Below are 23,135 nucleotides of genomic sequence, written 5' to 3'. Positions count from 1 at the left end.
TTCCAGCTACTGTGAAAACTAACAGGTACGCCTGATCATTTTGGCCACTCGTCAGTTAAGCGGCAGCCGGCGCGCGTAATAAATCAGTGAGTAGATCGCGTCGTGCAGTTGTTTTTTCTCACTATTGAATCGGCTATCCTCGGTCCCTCCCGCGCCGCCGTAGCGCCGGGTGTTCAGCAGGGGTTCCCATGATCACCAGCAAGCTGCCGAATGTCGGCACGACCATTTTTACCACCATGTCGCAACTCGCTGCCGAAACCGGCGCACTCAACCTTTCTCAGGGCTTCCCGGACTTCAATGGCCCCCAGGGTTTGCTCGATGCGGTGGGCAAACATATCGCCCTCGGTCACAACCAATATGCGCCCATGACTGGCCTGCCGGTGCTGCGTCAGCAGGTGGTGGCCAAGATCGCCCGCAGCTATGGCGCTACGGTCAATGCCGACAGTGAAGTGACCATCACCCCTGGTGCCACCGAGGCGATCTTCTGTGCGGTACAGGCGGTGATTCGTAATGGCGATGAAGTCATCGTGTTCGATCCGTGCTACGACAGCTATGAGCCCTCGGTCGAGCTGGCCGGTGGCCGTTGCGTGCACGTGCAACTGAGCCTGGATGGCTTTGCCCTCGACTTCGAGAAGATCCAGGCGGCGCTGTCGCCGCGTACGCGCATGATCATCCTCAACACACCGCACAACCCGACGGGCGCGCTGATCAGTCGCGCCGAGCTTGATCTGTTAGCGGCATTGATCCGTGACCGCGATATCTACCTGGTCAGCGACGAGGTTTACGAGCACCTGGTATTTGATGGCGTGCCCCACGTCAGTGTACTGGCCCATGAGGAGCTTTATCAGCGCGCCTTCGTGGTCAGTTCCTTCGGCAAGACCTACCACGTCACCGGCTGGAAAACCGGTTACGTCGTTGCGCCACCGGCCCTGACGGCCGAACTGCGCAAGGTGCATCAATACGTCAACTTCTGCGGCGTCACCCCGTTGCAGTACGCGTTGGCCGATTTCATGGCCGAACACCCGGAGCATGTCGAGGAGCTGCCAGCTTTTTACCAAGCCAAGCGTGACTTGTTCTGCGACTTGCTGGCGCCATCGCATTTCAGCTTTACCCGCGTCACCGGCACCTACTTCCAACTGGTGGATTATTCACAGATCCGCCCGGACCTGGATGACGTGGCCATGTCTCTGTGGATGACCCGTGAGCACGGTGTCGCCACCATCCCGGTCTCGGTGTTCTACCAGACTCCACCCCAAGGCCAGCGCCTGGTGCGCCTGTGCTTTGCCAAACGCGAGGAAACGCTGCGTCAAGCGGCTGAAAAACTATGCGTGATCTGAGTGCACTGCAGAACCTGAACATTGCCCTGGTCCAGACCAGCCTGGCCTGGCATGACCGCCAGGCCAACCTCGAACATTTCGAGATGCTATTGGAACAGGCCAAAGGCGCCGATCTGATTGTGTTGCCAGAGATGTTCACCACCGGCTTCTCGATGGAATCACACAACCTTGCTGAGCCTGAAAACGGCCCGACCCATCATTGGCTCCAGGCCCAGGCGGCGAAGTACAACGCGGTAATTACCGGCAGTGTGATCATCCAGGACGCCGACGGCAGCCACCGCAACCGCTTGTTGTGGGCGCGGCCGGATGGAGAAGTGTTGCATTACGACAAGCGCCATCTGTTCCGCATGGCGGGTGAACACAATCACTACACGCCGGGCGAACGCCAGGTGCAGTTCCAATTGAAGGGTTGGCGTATTCGCCCATTGATTTGCTACGACCTGCGCTTCCCGGTGTGGAGCCGCGACGCTCAGGATACCGACCTGCTGCTGTATACCGCCAACTGGCCGGGTGCGCGGCGTTCACACTGGAACCGTCTGCTGCCGGCGCGGGCTATTGAGAATCTGTGTTATGTGGCGGCAGTGAATCGAGTGGGCACGGATGGGAAGGGCTTTGCCTACACCGGGGACAGCCAGGTATTGGATTTCCAGGGTGAGACTTTGCTGAGTGCGGGTGAAGCGGATGGGGTGTTTCAGGTGAACCTGGATGCAGCGGAATTGGCCGCGTATCGCACCCGATTTCCGGCCAATCTGGATGCCGATAGCTTTCAGTTTGTCTGACCGACCGCCATCGCGGGCAACACAAATCTGACATAGCCAACAAAAAGGCCCCTGAGTTTTCACCCAGGGGCCTTTTGCATTCCTACGAACCGGCTTACGCCGCTTTCGCTTCCTGCTGGCTCAACGAGCGGTTCAGCGCACTGAACAGCGCCTTGAAACTTGCCGTAGTGATGTTTTCATCAATACCGACGCCATGCACCGGACGCTCACCGTTCACACGCAGCTCAATATAGGCCGCAGCCTTGGCGTTGGTGCCCGCACCGATCGCATGTTCGTTGTAGTTCATGATCTCCACGCCGATCGGCAGGCCTGCTACCAGCGCTTCCAGCGCGCCGTTGCCTTTGCCTTTCCAGTGCAGGTTGGTTTCGCCCTGGCCCTTGCCGGAGACTTCCACCTCAACAAAGCTGTTACCGTTTTCTTCCTGCAGGCGATGGCTGACCAGCGCGTACGGGGTGTTGGCTTGCAGGTATTCACGCTGCAGCAAGGCGTAGATCTGCGGCGCTGTCATCTCCAGGCCTACGCGGTCGGTTTCGGCCTGTACCACTTGGCTGAACTCGATCTGCATACGACGCGGCAAGCTGATGTCGTATTCCTGCTCCAGCAGGTAGGCGATGCCGCCTTTGCCCGACTGGCTGTTCACGCGAATCACCGCCTCGTAGCTGCGGCCGATGTCGGCCGGGTCGATCGGCAAGTACGGCACTTCCCACAAGGCATCGTCTTTCTGCTGGGCGAAGCCTTTGCGGATTGCATCCTGGTGGGAACCGGAGAACGCGGTGTGGACCAGGTCGCCCACATACGGGTGACGCGGGTGCACCTGGATCTGGTTGCACTCTTCGACGACCTTGCGTACGCCGTCGATATCGGAGAAGTCCAGTTCGGGGTTAACCCCCTGGGTGTAGAGGTTCAGCGCCACGGTCACCAGGTCGACGTTGCCGGTGCGCTCGCCGTTGCCGAACAGGCAGCCTTCGACACGGTCGGCGCCGGCCATCAGGCCCAGCTCGGTGGCGGCTACGCCAGTGCCACGGTCGTTGTGGGTGTGCAGGCTGATGATCACGCTGTCACGACGGTTGATATGACGACCGAACCACTCGATCTGGTCGGCATAGATGTTCGGCGTGGCGCACTCAACGGTGGCGGGCAGGTTGAGGATCATCTTGTGCTCAGGCGTCGGGTTCCACACCTCGATCACCGCGTCACACACTTCCTTGGCGAACTCCAGCTCGGTGGCGCTGAAAGTCTCCGGGGAGTATTCGAAGGTCCACTGGGTTTCCGGCTGCTGGGCGGCGTACTTGACGAACAGCTTGGCCGCGTTGACCGCGATGGCCTTGATGCCGTCCTTGTCCTGGTTGAACACGATGCGGCGGAAGGACGGCGACGTGGCGTTGTACAGGTGCACGATGGCCTTCTTGGCACCGCGCAGGGATTCGAAGGTGCGTGCGATCAAGTCTTCACGGCCCTGGGTCAGCACCTGGATGGTGGTGTCCTCGGGGATGTGACCGTCTTCGATCAAGGTGCGCACGAAGTCGAAGTCGGTTTGCGAGGCGGCTGGGAACGAGGCTTCGATTTCCTTCACGCCGACCGCAACCAGGGTCTTCCAGAAACGCAGCTTTTTCACCGCGTCCATCGGCTCGATCAGCGACTGGTTGCCATCGCGCAGGTCGGAGCTGCACCAGATCGGCGCTTCGGTAATGGTCTTGGACGGCCAGGTGCGGTCCGGGATGTCGATGGTCGGGAACGCGCGGTACTTCGAAGACGGGTCTTTGAGCATGCTCATCGGTAAATCCTTTGTTGTAGGGGCCGAGAAAAGGCGGCCTGCCGTGGAACTGTTTTTAGGGATAAAACTGAAAGACGAGGCAGATCGATTCAGCCTGGCAGTCGTGCGCTGACGAGGCACAGGCTGCGGTGCTGGCGGAGCTGAATGAGGGTGTGAGAGGTTTTCATAAGCCCAACCCTAACCGCCGGGGTGAAAGATGGCAAGCAGTCGCGAAAAATTGAGAGAAGTTCTGCTTTTTGCGTGGGAGGCGAGATTTTGTGCTTGAGGATATGTCTGGGGCTGGTTTTAATTGCGCGCCCATTATCAGGCGCGCAATCGAGCGTTTCAGGGTTGGAACGCCCCAATAAAGATCGCCGGGTCGACCCGTGCGTCGTTCAGGCTGACGTTCCAGTGCATGTGCGGCCCGGTCGCGCGGCCCGTGGCACCGACTTTACCTACCACCGCGCCCCGCGTGAGCTGGTCACCGACTTTCACGTCGATCTTCGACATGTGGCAGAACATGCTGATAAAGCCCTGGCCGTGGTCGACGAACACGGTATTGCCGTTGAAGAAGTAGTTGCCCACCAGAATCACTTTACCGTTGGCCGGTGTCTTGATCGGTGTACCGGCCGGCACGGCAAAGTCCAGGCCCGAATGCGGATTGCGCTCTTCACCGTTGAAGAAACGTCGCACGCCAAACTTGCTCGACAGCGGCCCGTTTACCGGTTTGTCCAACACCAGGTTGCTCGGCAGGTTCGGGCTGAAACTGCGGTAAGCCTTGATCTGTACCGCCAGCTCCGCCTCGATGCGTTTTAGCTGCGCCGGGTCGGGGTTCACCTGGCTTTTGTTTTTCAGGGTGATGCGCTGCTCCGGGTACTTCTTGTAGCCGACGATAAACGGCAGGTTGCGCCCGCCGCTGCTGATGCGTTCGTTGCCGGGCTTGACCGTCAACGGGATGCCGACAATCGCCAGCCAGGTGTCCGCCTCTTTTACCACCAGCACAGGCTTGCCCAGGTACGTGGCTTTGGGCGGGGCGGCGGAGGGGCCTAGTTCGACCACGGCAACACCACCCGGCACCGGCTTGTTCAAGGTGCGGGTGATGTAGCTATCGGCATGAGCATTAAAGGCAAGGCACAACAGCATCAACACACTAAAAAGACGTGGCATCGATCAATCCAATAACGAGAGGGTGACGGGTGTCAGGTGGTTGTCTTCCACCCGCACTTGCAATTGGCCCTCGCCGAGACGCGCGGTCAGGCGCTGACCGGTGTGGGTCTGCGCGGCGTTGCGAATGGCCTGGCCGCGCTCGTCCAGCAGGATGCTGTAGCCACGGCCCAGGGTCGCCAGCGGGCTGACCACATGCAGCGTCTGCATCTGGCTTTGCAGTTGCAGGCGCCGCGCCTTGAGGCCTTCGCGCATGGCGCGGGGCAGACGTTCGGCGAGGCTGTCCAGGCGTTGGCGCAACAGGGCCAGTTGGCGACCGGGGTGTTGGCCGGCGAGGCGGGTTTCCAGGCGGATCAGGCGCTCGCGACGGGTATTGAGGCTGCGCTCGAACGCACGGCGCAGGCGCATGTCCAGGTCATCCAGGCGCTGGGCCTGTTGTCGCAGGCGCTCGCCAGGGTGGCGCAAGCGTCGTGCCATGCCTTCCAGGCGCAGGCGGTCATGGTTCAGGCGATTGCGCATCAGCATCACTAGGCGGCGGTGCAGGTTCTCGACCTGGCGCACCAGGTGGCTGGCGTCCGGCGCGAGCAGTTCGGCTGCGGCGGAGGGAGTAGGAGCACGCACGTCGGCCACGAAGTCGCTGATGGACACATCGGTTTCATGGCCAACAGCGCTGACGATTGGCGTGACGCAGGCGTCCACCGCTCGGGCTACGGCTTCTTCGTTGAAGCACCAGAGGTCTTCCAGCGAGCCGCCGCCTCGAGCCAGGATCAGCGCATCGAAGCCGCGTGCATCCGCCAGTTTCAAGGCGCGCACAATCTGCGGGATCGCTTCGCGGCCTTGCACGGCCGTGGGGATCAGGGTCAGTTCAATGTTTGGCGCACGGCGACGGAACACGCTGATGATGTCGCGAATCACCGCGCCCGTCGGCGAACTGATAATGCCAACGCGCCGAGGATGCGCCGGCAGCGGCACTTTGCGTTCGGCGCTGAACAGGCCTTCGGCGCTGAGTTTTTCCTTTAACGCGTCGAACGCCAGGCGTAATGCCCCATCACCGGCAGGTTCCACGGTATCGAGGATCAACTGGTAGTCGCCACGGCCCTCGAACAACGAAACCTTGCCGCGCACTTTCACCGCCAGGCCATCTTTCAACGCTTGGCGCACCCGCGCGGCATTGTTGCGAAACAGCGCGCAACGCACCTGCGCGCCGCTGTCCTTGAGGGTGAAATACACATGACCAGAGGCCGGGCGAGCGAGGTTGGAGATCTCGCCTTCGACCCAGATATTGGTGAACACGTCCTCCAGCAACACCCGCGCGCGGCCGTTGAGCTGGCTGACAGTCAGGACTTCGCGGTCCAGGCCCAGTCGGGCAAAAGGATCTTTAATCATGGGCGGCAGTTTATAGGCATTCTTGCAATGTTTGGCAGAATTGCTCCACCAGCGCGCTCGGCTTTTGTGCGCAGGCCAGAGCTACGGTGCTGAGGCAGTCCGGGTCGGCCAAGGACACAAAGCGCACGTTGGGCGGAGCAATGTCCTGCATGGATTTTGGTAACAAGGCAATGCCGAAGCCGGCCTGGATCAATTGCAATCGGGTGGTCTTGCGTGACATCACCCCGCGCGGCCTTGGGGAAAAATCCTGCACGCATGCACAACTGCGCTTCGGAGGACAGTTGACGATGTCAATCGACACCCCAGGGCAGCGTGCCCAGTTCGCCGTTACCCACCTGTGTCGCCATCTCGCTGGCCTTGAGCAGTTCACTCAGCAGGTTGCGTGCTCGCGGGTAGAAGGCTTCCCCCGCGGCGGTGAGTCGTGGTTGGCGCGCGGTACGTTCGAACAACGGAGTCTGCAGCTGGGTTTCCAGCTCCTTGATCTGGCGGCTCAAGGCTGACTGCGCCCCAAACAAACGCTCGGCAGCGGCACTGAAGCTGCCGCTGTCGGCGATTTCGACGAAGTAACGCAGTTGGCGAGTGGAAATCACGCGTCATGTCTTTTCGAGATGGCTTTGAAGATATTAGTCGCATCCCTCGTTGATGGCTAAAGTGATGGCCATCTCTAACAAGGAATTACCCATGAGCCCGATTGAGCTGATGAGCCAATGGTCGTTTGGCGGTGTGGATTGGCTGGTGATCAGCCTAGGCATTGTCGTGGCCTATATCGTGTTCGGTATCGCGGGTTTTGGCACCGCGTTGGTGGCGGGTCCGCTGCTGATCCTGTTCATGCCGCTGTCGAAGATCATTCCGCTGCTGGTGTTGCTGGATTTTGTCGCGGCGTTTGGCAATCTGCTGCAATCGCGGCGGGAAGTGAACAAATCGGAGCTGCTGCGCTTACTGCCGTGCATGGCGATCGGTTGCACACTGGGCGTGGTGTTTTTGCTTAATCTGCATTCGGACCTGTTACTACTGCTGATGGGGCTGTTCATCAGTGCCTACGCTCTCTACAGCCTGGCGGTAAAGGCGCGGCCGACACAGCTGGCGGCGAGCTGGTCGATTCCCTTGGGCACGGTGGGCGGATTGTTCGGGGCGCTGTTCGGCAGTGGCGGCTTTCTCTATGCGATCTATCTGAATAGCCGCCTGCCCAAGGACGCGGCGCGCGCCACCCAGAGTGCGCTGATCAGTTGCAGTACGGTGGTGCGCCTGAGCCTGTTCCTGATCGCCGGGGTATATGCTGATTTACCGCTGTTGATGTTGGCGTTGTGCCTGCTGCCGGCGATGGCCCTGGGGCTGTGGTGTGGGCGCAGGCTGACGATGCGTATGTCGCGTGAGGCGTTTGTGAGATTGGTGACGTGGTTGGTGTTGGCCAGCGGTATTGCCTTGATTGGACGGTATTTGAGTACTTGACCTGGGTGGGGCAGGGATTAAGCTGCCAGCCTTCAGGGCCTCTTCGCGAGCAAGCCCGCTCCCACAGGGACTACATTCCTACAGGAAAAATGCAGTCGATGTAGGAGCGGGCTTGCTCGCGAAGGCGGCAGACGACACACCGCAGGACTCGCAGGCCTCATGAATTCCCAAAGCATCCTTGTCCCGAAAATCTCCACCTTGCCCGTCCACGAACCCCGCGCCCGGGCGATCGTGCGTTGGCTGGTGCGCAAGAACATCATCAAGGAAGAGCTGACCACCTGCGGCCGCACCGGCAACCGCATGGGCTACGCCCTGGCCGATGGCGCCCGCGCCGTGGTGTTGTACCCGCAGGCGCTGCCGTTCAACGAGCCGATCAACGGCTTGGAGATCATCTATAAGCGTTGCATCTACACGCCGGCCAAGGGCTTTCTCGAAGAAGCCGGCTGCCCGGAATGCCGCAAGGAAGTTGGCGAAGCGCTGTTCGAAAGCCTTGAAGACTGGATGCCCGGCCATACCGACAACTTCACCTGCCCGCTATGTGGGCATGAAGACGACATCAATGGGTTTCTTTTTCTGCAGGAATGCGGGTTTTCCAACCTGGGATTCATCTTCAATAACTGGGCAGAGGCGGGGTTCAAGCAGAGCTTTATCGACGAATTTGCCGATTGGCTGGACCAGAAGATGAGTTGGGTCAAAGTCGAACTTTAATCCATCTATCAGTATTACCAAGTTTGTCAGAGTTTTACATTGAGCCCGGCAGGGTGCATGTATATAATGGCGCGCTTCCATTTTCCCGCTCGGGAGCCCCCGCGATGCTGCGTATCAGCCAAGAAGCTCTGACATTCGACGACATTCTCCTAGTGCCCGGTTATTCCGAGGTGCTTCCTAACGAAGTCAGTCTCAAGACCCGCCTAACCCGTGGCATCGAGCTGAATATTCCCCTGGTTTCCGCTGCCATGGACACCGTCACCGAAGCCCGTCTGGCCATCGCCATGGCTCAGGAAGGCGGCATCGGCATCATCCATAAGAACATGACCATCGAGCAGCAAGCTGCCGAAGTGCGCAAGGTCAAGCGTTACGAAGCCGGTGTGGTGAAAGATCCGATCACCATCGAAGCCGACGCGACCGTGCGTGACCTGTTCGACCTGACCCGTCTGCACAATATCTCCGGCGTTCCGGTGCTGCACGATGGCGACCTGGTCGGCATCGTCACTTCCCGTGACGTACGTTTCGAGAACCGTCTTGAAGTCACCGTCCGCGAAGTGATGACGCCGAAAGAGCGTCTGGTCACGGTCAAGGAAGGCGCCGACAAGAACGATGTGCGTGAACTGCTGCACAAGCACCGCATCGAGCGCGTGCTGATCGTCGACGAGAAATTCGCCCTCAAAGGCATGATGACTGTCAACGACATCGAAAAAGCCAAGGCTTACCCGCTGGCCAGCAAGGATGACCAAGGTCGTCTGCGCGTCGGCGCTGCAGTCGGCACCGGTAAAGACACCGGCGACCGTGTTTCGGCCCTGGTCGCTGCCGGTGTTGACGTGGTGGTGGTCGACACTGCCCACGGCCACTCCAAAGGCGTGATCGACCGCGTGCGTTGGGTCAAGCAGAACTTCCCTGATGTGCAGGTGATCGGCGGCAACATCGCCACCGGCGCTGCCGCCAAGGCCCTGGCCGAAGCGGGCGCGGACGCGGTCAAGGTCGGTATCGGCCCTGGCTCGATCTGCACCACCCGTATCGTCGCTGGTGTGGGCGTGCCGCAAATCAGCGCCATCGCCAACGTCGCCGCTGCTCTCGAAGGTACCGGTGTTCCGTTGATCGCCGACGGTGGTATCCGTTTCTCCGGTGACCTGTCCAAGGCCATCGTGGCCGGTGCTTCCTGCGTGATGATGGGCTCGATGTTCGCCGGTACCGAAGAAGCGCCAGGCGAGATCGAACTGTTCCAGGGCCGTTCCTACAAGGCTTACCGTGGCATGGGTTCGCTGGGCGCCATGTCCCAGGCGCAAGGCTCCTCCGACCGTTACTTCCAGGACTCCTCGGCGGGCGCCGAGAAGCTCGTTCCGGAAGGCATCGAAGGCCGTGTGCCGTACAAAGGCACCCTGAGCGCGATCATCCATCAACTGATGGGCGGCCTGCGTTCCTCGATGGGCTACACCGGCAGCGCCGACATCGAAGAAATGCGCACCAAGCCAGAGTTCGTACGGATCACCGGCGCCGGCATGGCTGAATCCCATGTCCACGACGTACAGATCACCAAGGAAGCGCCAAACTACCGTGTAGGTTGATGCTTCCAGCAAAGTGTTAAGTAACCGGGGCTGTTCTTCAGCCCCGAGTTGTTTCTGATTCATTAGACGAGACTGACTTCATGGCCCTCGACATTCACGCCCACCGCATCCTGATCCTCGATTTCGGTTCCCAGTACACCCAACTGATCGCCCGCCGCGTGCGTGAAATCGGCGTGTACTGCGAACTGCATCCGTTCGACATGGACGACGAAGCGATCCGCGAATTCGCACCGAAAGGCGTCATCCTCGCCGGTGGCCCCGAGTCCGTGCACGAAGCCAACAGCCCACGCTGCCCGCAAGCCGTATTCGACCTGGGCGTACCGGTCTTCGGCATCTGCTACGGCATGCAGACCATGGCCGAGCAACTGGGCGGCAAGGTCGAAGGTTCCGAGCTGCGTGAATTCGGTTATGCCCGTGTCGACGTGGTCGGCAAAAGCCGCCTGCTGGACGGTATCGAAGACCACATCGACGCTGACGGCCTGTTCGGCCTCGACGTGTGGATGAGCCACGGTGACAAGGTCACCAAGATGCCGCAGGACTTCCACATCCTGGCCAGCACCCCGAGCTGCCCGATCGCCGGCATGTTCAGCGACGAGCGTCGTTACTACGGTGTGCAGTTCCACCCGGAAGTGACCCACACCAAGCAAGGCGGCCGCATCCTGTCGCGCTTCATCCTCGACATCTGCGAGTGTGAGGCCCTGTGGACCCCGTCGAAAATCGCTGAAGACGCCATCGCCCAGGTTCGCGCCCAGGTCGGCACCGACAACGTATTGCTCGGCCTGTCCGGCGGCGTTGACTCCTCCGTGGTCGCAGCCCTGCTTCACAAAGCCATCGGCGACCAACTGACCTGCGTCTTCGTCGACAACGGCCTGCTGCGCCTGCACGAAGGCGAGCAAGTAATGGCCATGTTCGCCGAGAACATGGGCGTCAAAGTGATCCGCGCCAATGCTGAAGATCAGTTCTTGAACAACCTGGCCGGCGAGTCCGACCCAGAGAAGAAGCGCAAGATCATCGGCCGCACCTTCATCGACGTGTTCGATGCCCAGTCCAGCAAACTGGACAACATCAAGTACCTCGCCCAGGGCACCATCTACCCTGACGTGATCGAGTCAGCCGGCGCCAAGAGCGGCAAGGCCCACGTGATCAAGTCCCACCACAACGTGGGTGGCCTGCCTGAGGAAATGAACCTCAAGCTGGTAGAACCGCTGCGCGAGCTGTTCAAGGACGAAGTCCGCCGTTTGGGCCTGGAACTCGGCCTGCCGTACGACATGGTCTACCGCCACCCATTCCCAGGCCCGGGCCTGGGCGTGCGGATCCTCGGTGAAGTGAAAAAGGAATACGCCGACCTGCTGCGTCGCGCCGACCACATCTTCATCGAAGAACTGCGCAAAGCCGACTGGTACCACAAAGTCAGCCAGGCATTCGTGGTGTTCCAGCCGGTGAAATCGGTTGGCGTGGTTGGCGATGGCCGTCGTTACGCCTGGGTCGTGGCCCTGCGTGCCGTCGAAACCATCGACTTCATGACCGCCCGCTGGGCACACCTGCCATACGAACTGCTGGAAACTGTCAGCGGCCGTATCATCAATGAGATCGAAGGCATTTCGCGCGTGACGTATGACGTGTCGAGCAAGCCGCCGGCGACGATTGAGTGGGAATGATCCTGCGCTAGCAGGTAAATGCTGAACAACAAAACCCCGGCCATGTGCCGGGGTTGTGTATTGTGGAATAAGGTAAACCAATCACCGCCGACACAAATTGTGTGGCTTGCCTGCGATGGCATCACCTCGGTATGACTTGATATCCCAGGCGTCTGCATCGCAGGCAAGCCACAGTTGATCTCTGTTTGGCCTTACCGCAGCGCGATATCCGAACAGTAAAACATTGACGTTTCAAACGAACGGCTCAGGCTGGCGCAGGTATTAGAGAAACTGTGATCGAATCAAATCCGTATCAAACGGAGTTATCCCTTGATCAGGCGCGAACACCGCCTGTGCCTGCAGCGGTGACGCCACTTGTTCTCCTCGTGCTCGAACGTGTAAATCGAACAGAGTCTCCAAGTCCGGTCTGGGTGTACATATTTATCCGCGTAGTCGCCCGGATGCAATACCTTAGCCAGGCGTTTCCAGCGCTCAGCATGGCGCATCACGTCTTCTACGGCGTTGGGTATTTGGTCGAGCGCTTCATCGCTGTGAAATGCGTCGAAGCTGTCGCTAGTGACACGTCTCCTCCATTCAGAGCGACTGCGAGTCGTAGCACGTCAGTCGCCGTTTCGACGTTTTTCTCAAGGAATGCGCCCACCCGTGCGTCGCCGGCTACCTGCAGGATAAGCGCGCCGCCAACCTGTGCACGGATTTCCCGGAACGGAATGGCTTCAGGCAGTAGGCGGAACACATCGTTTTTGTACGTTCGGATAAACCAGGCGACATCGGCAGCGTCCTCCTCGGAGAGCGAGGTGCGCGCTGAAACGAGTGACTCGAACTCAGAGGCGCTTCTCAACGGTAACAAGCTGCTTCACAGGCTACGTCTTTGCACAGTCTGCTTGGCGGGATGTTTGTGTTTCTGGTGTGCAAACGCTCATCGAGCCGCGAGCAAATAAAGCACTATTCAAAGCTGAGTGCATCGTATACGGTGCATTAATGCAGCATTACGAAATTTTGCATTGTATTGGATGCGCTTTGATATGAATGATTTAGGACTATTGATTAAGGACCTCCGCAAAGCCGCAGGTCTTTCGCAAAGCCAGCTCGCACAACGACATGGCATGAGTCGCGCCACCATTTCGGGGATTGAAAACAATACCATCCCGGAAGTGGGGATTCGCAAGGTCGCAGCCATTCTTGAAGGCCTGGGATATGAGTTGACCGCCACTCCCAGACGCCGGCGCATGACCCTTGATGAGCTGAAATCAGGAAACATCCATGACGAGTCAAAGTGAACGGCTATATATCGGCGTAGGCGGTGTGCCTGCAGGAACGCTCGGGCGGGGAGGGGAGAACCGCCGCGATACGGTTTTCTCGTATAACGACACTGTCAGCGAAGAGAATGCCATCTCCTTGACCATGCCGGTGCGTCTGGAAAGTTAGGAGAGAAGATGACCGCTGCCTGGGCAACAGGACTGGCAAAAAGCATCGCAGTGCAATGATCTTCCCGACCTGTGTTCAACGCCGCGCAATATCCGAAAAGTAAAACTTATCCAACGTATGCCGCGACTCGGTGTACTCGAACTGCCGCCCGTCCTGCAAAAACGTCTGGTTGCTTACCACGATCACATGGCTCTGGCCTTCTAGGTCCAGGTGGGTCTGGTCGTCTTTGCTGCGGGGCAGGGCTTCGATGGTGCGTTGCGCGTAGGCAATTTGCAGTTGCAAGGTCTGCTCGATAAACGCGTAGATCGACTGCTCGGCAATCGAGCGGTCCAGCCCGGGAATCACCTCGGCCACGAAGTGGTTGATGTCGAGGATCACCCGTTTGCCGCCGATGCGCCGTACCCGTTTGATGCGGGTGATCAGGGTGCCGGGTTCGGCTTCGATGTGTTGCAGCAATGAGCCTTCCAGCGGGAATTGGGTGAACTCGACCACTTCGGTGCGCACGTCATCGCCCAGGTCGGCGTGGGTTTCGTGAAAGCTGACGATGCCGCCCAGTTGGAACTCGATCGGGTTGGGCGACAACACGAACGTGCCCTTGCCGTGGATCTTTTGTGCAAAACCGCGCTCCTGCAACTGCTCGATGGCACGGCGCACGGTGCCTCGGCTGGCCTGGTAGCTGTCCATCAATTCGGTTTCGGAGGGGAGGCGCGTGCCGCGCTGCAGGCGTTCGGTAGTGATGCTGGCAAGCAGATCCGTATAGATCTGGTTGTATTTGCTCATGGGGATGGCTCTTTGCCGGGGTTGCGGTCAAGGCAGGAACCTTAGTGGCAGAGAGGCGGTTTGTCCATTAGACCCTTGGTTCATGCGGCTTGCAGCGACGCGCTGCCCTACAAAAGATAAACAATATGTAACTCGTACAGACGAGTTGTTGCTTTAACTCGTACAGACGAGTACTTTTGCCCTCGGCGTGCTGCCAATGACTGCCCCCAATAAAAAAAAACAAAGTGGAAACCAAGCATGAGCCACGACTATTCCAATATCGCCCGCGAGATTCTCGAGAACCTCGGGGGCAGCGACAACCTTGAGCAAGCTGCCCACTGTGTGACCCGTCTGCGCCTGGCGCTCAAGGACCCGAGCCTGGTCAACGGCAGTGCGCTGAACCAGGTGGATCTGGTCAAGGGCTCGTTCTTCACCGGTGGCCTGTTCCAGGTGGTGATCGGCCCCGGCGAAGTGGAAAAGGTCTACGCCGCCCTGCGCGCGCAGACCGGTCTCGCCGCTGCCACCATCGCTGACGTGAAGAAGAAGGGCGCCGATAAAACCAACGCCATGCAGCGCCTGGTGCGGGTGTTCTCCGACGTATTCATGCCGATCCTGCCCGCGTTGATCATTGCCGGCCTGTTGATGGGCGTGAACAACCTGATGGGCGCCAAGGGCATGTTCATCGAGGGCAAGACGCTGCTGGAGGCCTATCCGAACCTGGATGGCCTGTGGAGCCTGATCAACCTGATGGCCAACACCTCGTTTGTGTTCCTGCCGGCATTGGTGGGCTGGTCGGCGGCCAAGCGGTTTGGCGGCAGTGAAATCCTCGGCATCGTGCTTGGCCTGATGCTGGTGCATCCGGATCTGCTCAACGCCTGGAACTACGGCAAGGCGGTCGCTGGTCTCGACGGTCAGAGCCTGCCGTACTTCGATATTTTCGGTTGGTTCAAGATCGAAAAAGTCGGTTACCAGGGGCAGATCCTGCCGATCCTGATGGCCGCCTATGTGATGAGCGTGATCGAGAAATGGCTGCGGGCGCGAGTGCCCAATGCGATTCAACTGCTCGTTGTGCCGATCACCACCATCGTCGTCACCGGCGTGCTCGCCCTGGCGATCATCGGCCCGGTGACCCGTCACCTCGGCATCCTGATCACCGAAGGCGTGGTTACTTTGTTTGACCTGGCGCCGATGGTCGGCGGGGCGATTTTCGGCCTGTTGTATGCGCCATTGGTAATCACTGGCATGCACCACATGTTCCTCGCCGTGGACCTGCAATTGATCTCCACCCAGGGCGGCACCTTCATCTGGCCGATGATCGTCATGTCCAACCTGGCCCAGGGCAGCGCCGCGCTCGCGGTGTTCTACATGACCCGCAATGCGCGGGACAAAAGCATGGCCTCGACCTCGGCGATTTCCGCCTACTTCGGCATCACTGAGCCAGCGATGTTCGGGGTGAATTTGCGTTTCAAGTTTCCGTTCTATGCGGCCTTGGTGGGCTCGGGATTGGGCAGCATTTTCCTCGCGCTGAACAAGGTGCAGGCCTCTGCCATCGGCGTGGGCGGCTTGCCTGGGTTTATTTCGATCGTGCCGCAATCCATCACGGTGTTTGTGATGGGCATGGTCATCGCGATGGTGGTGCCGTTTGTTCTGACCTGTGCATTGAGCATGAAGATCGTGCGTCCTGGTTATCGCGTCGCCTGACCAGCGTTTTCACATTGAAGGAGTCCACCATGCAAGACTGGCAACACTCGGTGATCTACCAGATCTATCCGAAAAGCTTCCACAGCCACGCGGGTAACGCCACCGGTGACCTGCTGGGCATCGTGGACAAACTCGACTACCTCAAATGGCTGGGCGTCGACTGCCTGTGGATTACGCCGTTCCTGCGCTCGCCGCAGCGCGACAACGGCTACGACATCAGCGACTACTACGCCATCGACCCCAGCTACGGGACCATGGCCGACTGCGACTTGCTGATCAGCGAAGCGGCCAAGCGTGGCATCAAGCTGATGCTGGATATCGTGGTCAACCACACCTCTATCGAACACGAGTGGTTCCAGCAGGCGCGCAGCAGCCTCGATAACCCGTACCGCGACTTCTACATCTGGCGCGACCAGCCGAATAACTGGGAATCCAAGTTCGGCGGATCGGCCTGGGAATACGAGGCGCAAACCGGGCAGTACTTCCTGCACCTGTTCGACCACACCCAGGCCGACCTCAATTGGGACAACCCCAAGGTGCGCGCCGAAGTGTTCAAGCTGATGCGCTTCTGGCGCGACAAGGGCGTGGGCGGTTTCCGCCTGGACGTGATCAACCTGATCTCCAAACCCGCCGATTTCCCTGAGGACGATACCGACGGCCGCCGTTTCTACACCGACGGCCCGAACGTGCACGCGTACCTGCAGGAAATGCACCGCGAAGTCTTCGAAGGGCATGACCTGATCAACGTCGGCGAGATGTCGTCCACCAGCCTGGAACACTGTATCCGCTACTCGCGGCCGGAGTCGAAAGAGCTGTCGATGACCTTCAACTTTCATCACCTGAAAGTCGATTACCCGAACCTGCGGAAATGGGTGAAGGCTGATTTTGACTTCCTGCAACTCAAGCAGATCTTCTCCGACTGGCAATTGGGCATGCAGGCCGGTGGCGGCTGGAACGCACTGTTCTGGTGTAACCACGACCAGCCGCGGGTGGTCTCGCGTTTCGGCAATGACGGCGAGCATCGCGTGGTCTCAGCCAAGATGCTGGCGACGGCGCTGCACTTCCTCCAGGGCACGCCGTATGTGTATCAGGGCGAAGAGTTGGGCATGACCAATCCAGGCTTCGACAACATCTCGCAATACCGCGATGTGGAGACCCTGAACATCTTCCGTCTCAAGCGCGATGCGGGTGAGTCCGAGGCATCAAGCATGGCGGCGATCATGCAGAAGTCCCGCGACAACGGCCGTACGCCGATGCAGTGGAATGCCGGGGAAAACGCCGGTTTCAGCAGCGGTGAGCCGTGGATCGGCATTCCGGCCAATGCGGCGCAGATCAATGTCGAAAGCCAACTGGATGACCCGGACTCAGTGCTGCATCACTACCGCGCGCTGATTGCCTTGCGTCGTCGTGAACCGCTGATCCAGGAGGGCGTATATCGCCAACTGTTGCAAGACCACTTGCAGGTCTGGGCCTACACGCGCGAAGGCCATGGGGAACGCCTGTTGGTGCTGAATAACTTCTACGGCGCGCCCTGCGAAATCCAACTGCCGGACGGGGTTATCAATCCCGCCAGCGAACAGCGCCTGCTGATCAGCAACTACCCCGACTGCCCGCAACGTACTGCCACGGTGACGTTGCGCCCTTACGAATCGTTTGTGCTGCACCTCAAAGGTTAAAACCCGCTGCAACCCCGTGTGGGAGCACGGGGCGCTTCAAAAACCATAATAAAAATATCGGAGTGCTTTATGAAAACAACAATAAGGCTGGGCCTCGTCGCGTCTTGTTTAAGCCTGCCTCTTGGCGCTCAAGCCTTGGAATTTTCCGGTTATGTGCGCAGTGGCGCGGGGACATCGACGGGCAGTGGTCCACAGCAGTGCTTCCAACTGCCGGGGGCGCAAACCAAATACCGTTTGGGCAACGAATGCGAGCAATACGCCGAACTGGAACTGCGCCAGGACCTGCTCACCCTCGACGACGGCTCGGTGCTCAGTGTCGATGCCATGGCGTCGCTCTACAACAAGTACGATCGCGAGTTGAAGTTCCAGGGCGAAAACAACGGCACCGCGCGCATGCCTCAGATGTATGCGCAATGGTCCAACCTGCCCAGCCTCAATGGCGGTTCGGTGTGGGCCGGCCGGCGTTACTACAAGCGTAACGACATCCATATCTCCGACTTCTACTACTGGAACCAGAGCGCCACGGGCGGGGGGATCGAGGACGTGCAGATCGGTGACCTCAAGTACAGCTACGCGATTTCCCGCAAGGACAACCTGTACCAGAAGGAATACGCCACCCGTCACGACTTCAACGTCGCGGGCTTCAAGACCAACCCCGGCGGCGAGCTGGAACTGGGCCTGAGCTACATCGAAAAAGCCGGCGGGCGCGACACCAACAGCGGTTGGGCGCTCACCGCGCAGCACGTGCAAAAACCTTTCCTGGGCGGCAAGAACAAGTTCGCCTTGCAGTACGGTGAAGGCCCCGGCACCGGCCTGGGTTATACCGGCAATACCTTGCTGGACAACAGCAGCAAAAGTTACCGCGCCGTGGAGTTTTTCGACTGGCAGGTGACCCCGCGTTTTGGCGGTCAGGTCGAAGCGGTGTACCAGAAGGATATCCGCCCCGGCAGCCAGGATCAGACCTGGATGTCCATCGGCGTGCGCCCGGCGTACGCCATCAGCGAGCAGTTCAAACTGGTCACCGAGCTTGGGCATGATCAGGTCGACGCAACGGGCGGCACACGCAAGCTGAGCAAATTTACCTTCGCCCCGACCTGGTCACCCAAAGGCCCGCACTTCTGGGCGCGGCCAGAAGTGCGCTTGTACTACACCTATGCAACCTGGAACGAAGCGGCCAAGCGCGCGGCGAATGAACTGGCCGCGGGCTCGGCGTTGTCTGATACCGGCTCCTATGGCACGGCGCGGCATGGCTCGAATTTTGGTGTGCAGGTTGAGTATTGGTGGAAGTAATCCTTCCTCCACTCAATGATATTTACAGAACAAAACAGCAGGTGAAGTCATGACCACAACTCAACCCCTGGAATTGCTGGCGCCCTTGTCGGGTGTGCTGCTGGCGCTGGACAAAGTGCCTGACCCGGTTTTCTCCAGCCGCCTGATCGGCGATGGCCTGTGCATCGACCCCACGTCGCAGACGCTGTGCGCGCCGCTGGCCGGAGTGATCAGCAATATCCAGGACAGTGGGCATGCGGTCAGTGTCACCGATGACAACGGTGTTCAGGTGCTGATGCATATAGGCCTGGACACTGTGAACCTGGCGGGCCAGGGCTTCACCCGGCTGGTGCAGGAAGGGCAGCGGGTGGAAGCCGGGCAGCCGTTGATCGAATTCGACGCCGACTACGTGGCGCTCAACGCACGGAGTTTGCTGACCCTGATGCTGGTGGTCAGCGGCGAGCCGTTTAGCCTGTTGGCAGATGGTTTGGTGGAAACGGGCCAGCCGCTTTTGCAGTTATCCCCAGGTGAGGCCGTGGAAGCAGCGGACGACGAGGAGGGCGAGGCGCTGTTCTCCAAACCGCTGACGTTGCCCAATGCCAATGGTTTGCACGCTCGCCCAGCGGCGGTGTTCGCCCAGGCGGCGAAAGGTTTCAACGCGAGTATTTACCTGCACAAGCAAACCCAGAGCGCGAACGCGAAGTCGCTGGTGGCGATCATGGCACTCCAAACCGTGCAGGGCGACACGTTGCAGGTGAGCGCGGCGGGGGAGGAGGCCGAGGTGGCGATCACTGCGCTGGTAGCCTTGTTGGCTGAGGGCTGTGGCGAGGTCGTGACGACAGTTGCTGAACCGGTCGCGACGGTGTTGTCGGCGTCGATGCTAAAGGGTGTGTGTGCATCACCGGGCTCGGCGTTTGGTCAGGTGGTTCAAGTGACTGAGCCGGAGCTGCTCATCACGAAGCAAGGCTCGGGCGAAGCAACGGAACGTGTTGCTTTGACCCGTGGCCTGCGCGCCGCCACTGAAGCGTTGCAGGCGTTGCAGGATAAGGCTGCCGGCAGTGCTCAGGCGGAGATTTTCCGCGCCCATCAGGAATTGCTTGAAGACCCGACCCTGCTGGAACACGCCAACCGCCTGCTGGCTGAAGGCAAAAGTGCCGCGTTTGCCTGGAACAGTGCGACGCTCGCGACCGTCAAGCTATTCCAGGGATTGGGCAACGCACTGATCGCCGAGCGTGCCGCAGATCTGGCGGACGTCGGCCAGCGCGTGCTGAAACTGATCCTGGGCATTCAGGACAGCGCCTGGGACTTGCCGGAGCGTGCGATCCTGATCGCCGAACAACTGACGCCTTCGCAGACGGCCAGTCTGAATACACGCAAGGTGCTGGGTTTTGTCACGGTCGGCGGCGGCGCTACCAGCCATGTCGCAATTCTCGCCCGCGCCCTTGGCCTGCCGGCTATTTGCGGCGTTCCAGTCCAAGTACTGGCGTTGGCCAATGGCAAGCAGGTGCTGCTTGATGCCGACAAAGGTGAATTGCACCTGGAGCCGAACCTGGCCGAAATTGAGCAATTGGAAGCGGCGCGCAAACAACAAGTGCTCCGCCATCAGCGCGACGTGGCGCAGGCCTCGTTACCCGCCACTACCCGCGACGGTCATCACGTCGAAGTCACTGCCAACGTGGCTTCATTGCAGGAGGTCGAGCAATCCCTGACCCTCGGCGGCGAAGGTGTCGGCCTGTTGCGCTCGGAATTTCTCTACTTGGACCGCAACCGCGCGCCTGGCCCTGACGAACAAGCCGCGACCTACACCGCGATCGCCCGTGCCCTGGGCATCGAGCGCAACCTGGTGGTGCGCACCCTCGATGTCGGTGGCGACAAGCCCTTGGCTTATGTGCCGATGGACGCCGAGACCAACCCCTTCCTCGGCCTGCGCGGCATCCGTTTATGCTTGGAGCGCCCGGAGCTATTGCGCGAACAATTGCGTGCGATCCTCGCCAGTGCCGGGTTTGCGCGCCTGCATATCATGTTGCCGATGGTCAGCCTGCTGGCTGAGCTGCACCTGGCGCGCAAGATCCTTGAAGAGGAGGCGCTGGCGTTGGGGCTCACTGAGTTGCCAAAGCTGGGCATCATGATTGAAGTGCCGTCCGCCGCGGTGATGGCGGATGTGTTCGCGCCCCATGTGGATTTTTTCTCCATCGGCACCAACGACCTGACCCAATACACGCTAGCCATGGACCGCGACCACCCGCGCCTGGCCAGCCAGGCCGACAGCTTCCATCCGGCCGTGCTGCGCCTGATCTCCACCACGGTCAAGGCCGCCCATGCCCACGGCAAGTGGGTGGGCGTATGTGGTGCATTGGCGTCTGAAGCACTGGCCGTGCCCGTGTTGATCGGCCTGGGCGTGGACGAGTTGTCGGTCAGCGTGCCGCTGATCCCCACCATCAAGGCCACTGTGCGCGAGCTGGACCTGGCCGACTGCCAGATCTTCGCCCGCCAGGTCCTGGACCTGGAAGAGGCCGCCCAGGTGCGTGAAGCCTTGCGCCAATATCAAGCGGCCACCGTTGAAACCTCACCTGTCGTGGAGCACTGAGTATGTTCGAGAAATTACAACGGGCATTCTGGAAGGCACTGACCCCGGATTTGATCGCCGAGACCGTAGCACCACCGACGCAGGGTCTACTGCCAGCCGAAGTACTCAGCGCGCTGGGCGGCGTGGAAAACCTCAAGTCGCAGCAGCGAGTGGCGCTGACGCGGGTGCGGGTACAGTTGCAGGATGCGGGGCGGATGGATGAGGCGGCGTTAAGAGCGGCAGGTGTGCCTGGGGTGATGGTGTTGACGACTGGCGTTGTCCATCTGCTCACCGGTCTCTAAGCCAAGTGGAGATGTAAATGTGCGAGCGGGCTTGCTCGCGAAGGGGGAGTATCAGTCAGCCGATGTATCGACTGATACTCCCCCTTCGCGAGCAAGGCCGCTCCCACATAGGTCCTGCAGTGTTCTTACAATTGTGGGTTATCTTCCGGCGGCTTGGTCTTGTCCACACCGGGTACATGCAAGTTGCCTTCGACCACCTGGTTGCCCTCCAGCTGCGGCTGGGTCACCCAGGTGAGGATGTCGTAATAACGCCGGATGTTCGCCACGAAGTGCACCGGCTCACCGCCCCGCGCATAACCGTAGCGGGTCTTGCTGTACCACTGCTTCTGCGACAGGCGCGGCAGCATCTTCTTCACGTCCAGCCACTTGTTCGGGTTCAGGCCTTCGCGCTTGGCCAGGGTGCGTGCGTCGTCCAGGTGGCCGGTGCCAACGTTATAGGCGGCGAGGGCAAACCAGGTGCGGTCCGGCTCGGCGATACTGTCGTCCAGCTCATCCTTGATCTTGGCCAGGTACTTGGCGCCGCCCATGATGCTTTGCTTGGGGTCCAGGCGGTTGGACACGCCCATCGCCTGGGCGGTGTTCTGGGTCAGCATCATCAGGCCGCGCACGCCGGTCTTGGAAGTGACGGCCGGCTGCCACAGCGATTCCTGATAGCCGATGGCAGCCAGGAGGCGCCAATCGACCTTTTCTTCCTTGGCATAGGCGCGGAAGTGTTTCTCGTACTTGGGCAAACGCTGCTGCAGATGCTGGGCAAAGGTGTAGGCGCCCACATAGCCGAGCACGTCGACGTGCCCGTAGTAGCGGTCTTTCAGGCGCTGTAACGTGCCGTTCTTCTCGACTTTATCCAGATAGCTGTTGATCTCGTTGAGCAGGCTGTTGTCTTCACCGGCGGCCACGGCCCAACTCTGGTTGCTGGCGTTGCCCAGGTCGAACGCCACGCGTACGTTGGGGAAGTACACCTGGTTCATTGCCACTTCGTTGGAATCCACCAGGGTCAGGTCGATTTGCCCCTCGTCTACCATGCGCAGCAGGTCGACCACCTCAACGGCGTCGGATTCTTCGTATTCAATCGCAGGATTCTGCTTTTTAAGCGCCGCCAGTTGTTCGGCGTGGGTGCTGCCCTTGAGCACCATGATCTTCTTGCCCACCAAATCGGCCGCGTTGGTCGGTCGTGACTGGCCGTTACGGTAGATGATCTGCGGGGTGACTTCTAGATAAGGGTGGGAAAAACGCACCTGCGTCTGGCGCTGTTCGCTGCTGACCAGGCCGGCCGCCGCGAGAACCGGGCCGTTGGGTTTACCCAACTGGCCAAACAGGTCGTCAAGGTTGTCGGCGGTCTCGATTTCCAGCTTCACACCCAGGTCATCGGCGAAGCGCTTGACCAGTTCGTATTCGAAACCGGTTTCACCGTTGCGGTCCTGGAAATAGGTTGCAGGGCTGTTCCGGGTGACCACCCGCAATACGCCATCCTCCTTGATTCGCTCGAGCGTGCTGGGTTTATCAACACAGGCGCTGAGCATCAGGAAGAGTCCGGTGGCGATGAGCCATTTGGCGCATCGCGGGCGCAAAGCAGTTGGGGAGAACATCTGCGCAGTATACGCAAACGGCCCACGGCGCCATATCTCGACA

At 59.9% G+C, this 23,135-nt stretch carries 17 protein-coding genes and 2 pseudogenes; 13 read left to right on the top strand and 6 right to left on the bottom strand.

All coding sequences use genetic code 11. The features are described from left to right. The first annotated feature begins 188 nt into the window (after positions 1-188). Entirely contained in the window at positions 189-1,337 is a 1,149-nt protein-coding gene (locus LVW35_RS23555) for a pyridoxal phosphate-dependent aminotransferase (RefSeq protein ID WP_233892255.1), read from the top strand. Next, a complete protein-coding gene (locus tag LVW35_RS23550; protein ID WP_233892254.1) occupies positions 1,325-2,116 on the top strand; it encodes an amidohydrolase in 792 nt (263 codons plus the stop codon). The genes LVW35_RS23555 and LVW35_RS23550 overlap by 13 nt, the downstream gene beginning before the upstream one ends. A 94-nt stretch (positions 2,117-2,210) precedes the next feature. Here LVW35_RS23550 and leuA read toward each other — a convergent pair whose 3' ends face one another. The 4 genes and pseudogenes from leuA to LVW35_RS23530 form a co-directional block, all read right to left on the bottom strand. Then, positions 2,211-3,890: a 2-isopropylmalate synthase gene (leuA, locus tag LVW35_RS23545; protein WP_233892253.1), complete on the bottom strand. Its 1,680-nt coding sequence runs from the start codon at positions 3,888-3,890 to the stop codon at positions 2,211-2,213. Between the two features lie 324 nt (positions 3,891-4,214). Next, positions 4,215-5,036, bottom strand: a complete 822-nt coding sequence (locus LVW35_RS23540) for a M23 family metallopeptidase (RefSeq protein ID WP_233892252.1) — start codon at positions 5,034-5,036, stop codon at positions 4,215-4,217. Positions 5,037-5,039: 3 nt separating this feature from the next. Next, entirely contained in the window at positions 5,040-6,419 is a 1,380-nt protein-coding gene (gene xseA, locus LVW35_RS23535) for an exodeoxyribonuclease VII large subunit (protein WP_233892251.1), read from the bottom strand. A 10-nt stretch (positions 6,420-6,429) separates the two neighbouring features. Continuing rightward, positions 6,430-7,009, bottom strand: a pseudogene (locus LVW35_RS23530) (LysR family transcriptional regulator). Between the two features lie 91 nt (positions 7,010-7,100). On the opposite strand from LVW35_RS23530, the gene LVW35_RS23525 reads away from it, so the two are divergent. The 6 genes and pseudogenes from LVW35_RS23525 to LVW35_RS29270 all read left to right on the top strand — a co-directional run. Next, a complete protein-coding gene (locus LVW35_RS23525; protein WP_233892250.1) occupies positions 7,101-7,868 on the top strand; it encodes a sulfite exporter TauE/SafE family protein in 768 nt (255 codons plus the stop codon). A 159-nt stretch (positions 7,869-8,027) separates the two neighbouring features. Continuing rightward, complete coding sequence (locus LVW35_RS23520) at positions 8,028-8,576, top strand: sugar ABC transporter ATPase (RefSeq protein ID WP_233892249.1); 549 nt, start codon at positions 8,028-8,030, stop codon at positions 8,574-8,576. 104 nt (positions 8,577-8,680) lie between these two features. Further along, positions 8,681-10,150: an IMP dehydrogenase gene (gene guaB / locus LVW35_RS23515; RefSeq protein WP_038446326.1), complete on the top strand. Its 1,470-nt coding sequence runs from the start codon at positions 8,681-8,683 to the stop codon at positions 10,148-10,150. 80 nt (positions 10,151-10,230) lie between these two features. Then, on the top strand, positions 10,231-11,808 hold the full coding sequence (guaA, locus tag LVW35_RS23510; RefSeq protein WP_233892248.1) for a glutamine-hydrolyzing GMP synthase: 1,578 nt from the start codon (positions 10,231-10,233) through the stop codon (positions 11,806-11,808). Between the two features lie 1,022 nt (positions 11,809-12,830). After that, the gene (locus LVW35_RS23505; RefSeq protein WP_233892247.1) at positions 12,831-13,085 is read left to right on the top strand and encodes a helix-turn-helix domain-containing protein; all 255 of its coding nucleotides are present in this window, start codon (positions 12,831-12,833) and stop codon (positions 13,083-13,085) included. Then, positions 13,069-13,230: pseudogene (locus tag LVW35_RS29270) on the top strand (type II toxin-antitoxin system HipA family toxin); the annotation flags it as partial. The gene LVW35_RS23505 and the pseudogene LVW35_RS29270, both read left to right, overlap by 17 nt. A gap of 78 nt (positions 13,231-13,308) precedes the next feature. Here the strand turns inward: LVW35_RS29270 and treR are convergent. Then, positions 13,309-14,013, bottom strand: coding sequence for a trehalose operon repressor (gene treR / locus LVW35_RS23500; RefSeq protein ID WP_233892246.1), 705 nt, complete (start codon positions 14,011-14,013; stop codon positions 13,309-13,311). A gap of 237 nt (positions 14,014-14,250) precedes the next feature. Between treR and treP the strand changes: the two genes are divergently transcribed. The 5 genes from treP to LVW35_RS23475 all read left to right on the top strand — a co-directional run bounded on the left by treP (position 14,251) and on the right by LVW35_RS23475 (position 21,506). Then, entirely contained in the window at positions 14,251-15,693 is a 1,443-nt protein-coding gene (treP, locus tag LVW35_RS23495) for a PTS system trehalose-specific EIIBC component (RefSeq protein ID WP_233892245.1), read from the top strand. A 29-nt stretch (positions 15,694-15,722) separates the two neighbouring features. Beyond that, entirely contained in the window at positions 15,723-17,369 is a 1,647-nt protein-coding gene (gene treC / locus LVW35_RS23490; RefSeq protein WP_233892244.1) for an alpha,alpha-phosphotrehalase, read from the top strand. Positions 17,370-17,438: 69 nt separating this feature from the next. Next, complete coding sequence (locus LVW35_RS23485) at positions 17,439-18,659, top strand: maltoporin (protein WP_233892243.1); 1,221 nt, start codon at positions 17,439-17,441, stop codon at positions 18,657-18,659. 49 nt (positions 18,660-18,708) lie between these two features. Then, on the top strand, positions 18,709-21,225 hold the full coding sequence (gene ptsP / locus LVW35_RS23480; RefSeq protein WP_233892242.1) for a phosphoenolpyruvate--protein phosphotransferase: 2,517 nt from the start codon (positions 18,709-18,711) through the stop codon (positions 21,223-21,225). A 2-nt stretch (positions 21,226-21,227) separates the two neighbouring features. Then, positions 21,228-21,506: a PTS transporter subunit EIIB gene (locus tag LVW35_RS23475; RefSeq protein WP_233892241.1), complete on the top strand. Its 279-nt coding sequence runs from the start codon at positions 21,228-21,230 to the stop codon at positions 21,504-21,506. A 125-nt stretch (positions 21,507-21,631) separates the two neighbouring features. Here the strand turns inward: LVW35_RS23475 and mltF are convergent, their stop codons facing one another. Next, complete coding sequence (gene mltF, locus LVW35_RS23470; protein WP_233892240.1) at positions 21,632-23,092, bottom strand: membrane-bound lytic murein transglycosylase MltF; 1,461 nt, start codon at positions 23,090-23,092, stop codon at positions 21,632-21,634. Positions 23,093-23,135: the final 43 nt, after the last annotated feature.

Source organism: Pseudomonas sp. HN11 (genome assembly GCF_021390155.1).
Taxonomy (GTDB): domain Bacteria; phylum Pseudomonadota; class Gammaproteobacteria; order Pseudomonadales; family Pseudomonadaceae; genus Aquipseudomonas.
This window is presented reverse-complemented; position numbering and strand designations above follow the sequence as displayed.

Bases quoted from the DNA above. Each gene is read 5' to 3' on its own strand.
- LVW35_RS23555 (WP_233892255.1), top strand. From the start codon at position 189: ATGATCACCAGCAAGCTGCCGAATGTCGGCACGACCATTTTTACCACC.
- LVW35_RS23550 (WP_233892254.1), top strand. From the start codon at position 1,325: ATGCGTGATCTGAGTGCACTGCAGAACCTGAACATTGCCCTGGTCCAG.
- leuA (WP_233892253.1), bottom strand. From the start codon at position 3,890: ATGAGCATGCTCAAAGACCCGTCTTCGAAGTACCGCGCGTTCCCGACC.
- LVW35_RS23540 (WP_233892252.1), bottom strand. From the start codon at position 5,036: ATGCCACGTCTTTTTAGTGTGTTGATGCTGTTGTGCCTTGCCTTTAAT.
- xseA (WP_233892251.1), bottom strand. From the start codon at position 6,419: ATGATTAAAGATCCTTTTGCCCGACTGGGCCTGGACCGCGAAGTCCTG.
- LVW35_RS23525 (WP_233892250.1), top strand. From the start codon at position 7,101: ATGAGCCCGATTGAGCTGATGAGCCAATGGTCGTTTGGCGGTGTGGAT.
- LVW35_RS23520 (WP_233892249.1), top strand. From the start codon at position 8,028: ATGAATTCCCAAAGCATCCTTGTCCCGAAAATCTCCACCTTGCCCGTC.
- guaB (WP_038446326.1), top strand. From the start codon at position 8,681: ATGCTGCGTATCAGCCAAGAAGCTCTGACATTCGACGACATTCTCCTA.
- guaA (WP_233892248.1), top strand. From the start codon at position 10,231: ATGGCCCTCGACATTCACGCCCACCGCATCCTGATCCTCGATTTCGGT.
- LVW35_RS23505 (WP_233892247.1), top strand. From the start codon at position 12,831: ATGAATGATTTAGGACTATTGATTAAGGACCTCCGCAAAGCCGCAGGT.
- treR (WP_233892246.1), bottom strand. From the start codon at position 14,013: ATGAGCAAATACAACCAGATCTATACGGATCTGCTTGCCAGCATCACT.
- treP (WP_233892245.1), top strand. From the start codon at position 14,251: ATGAGCCACGACTATTCCAATATCGCCCGCGAGATTCTCGAGAACCTC.
- treC (WP_233892244.1), top strand. From the start codon at position 15,723: ATGCAAGACTGGCAACACTCGGTGATCTACCAGATCTATCCGAAAAGC.
- LVW35_RS23485 (WP_233892243.1), top strand. From the start codon at position 17,439: ATGAAAACAACAATAAGGCTGGGCCTCGTCGCGTCTTGTTTAAGCCTG.
- ptsP (WP_233892242.1), top strand. From the start codon at position 18,709: ATGACCACAACTCAACCCCTGGAATTGCTGGCGCCCTTGTCGGGTGTG.
- LVW35_RS23475 (WP_233892241.1), top strand. From the start codon at position 21,228: ATGTTCGAGAAATTACAACGGGCATTCTGGAAGGCACTGACCCCGGAT.
- mltF (WP_233892240.1), bottom strand. From the start codon at position 23,092: ATGTTCTCCCCAACTGCTTTGCGCCCGCGATGCGCCAAATGGCTCATC.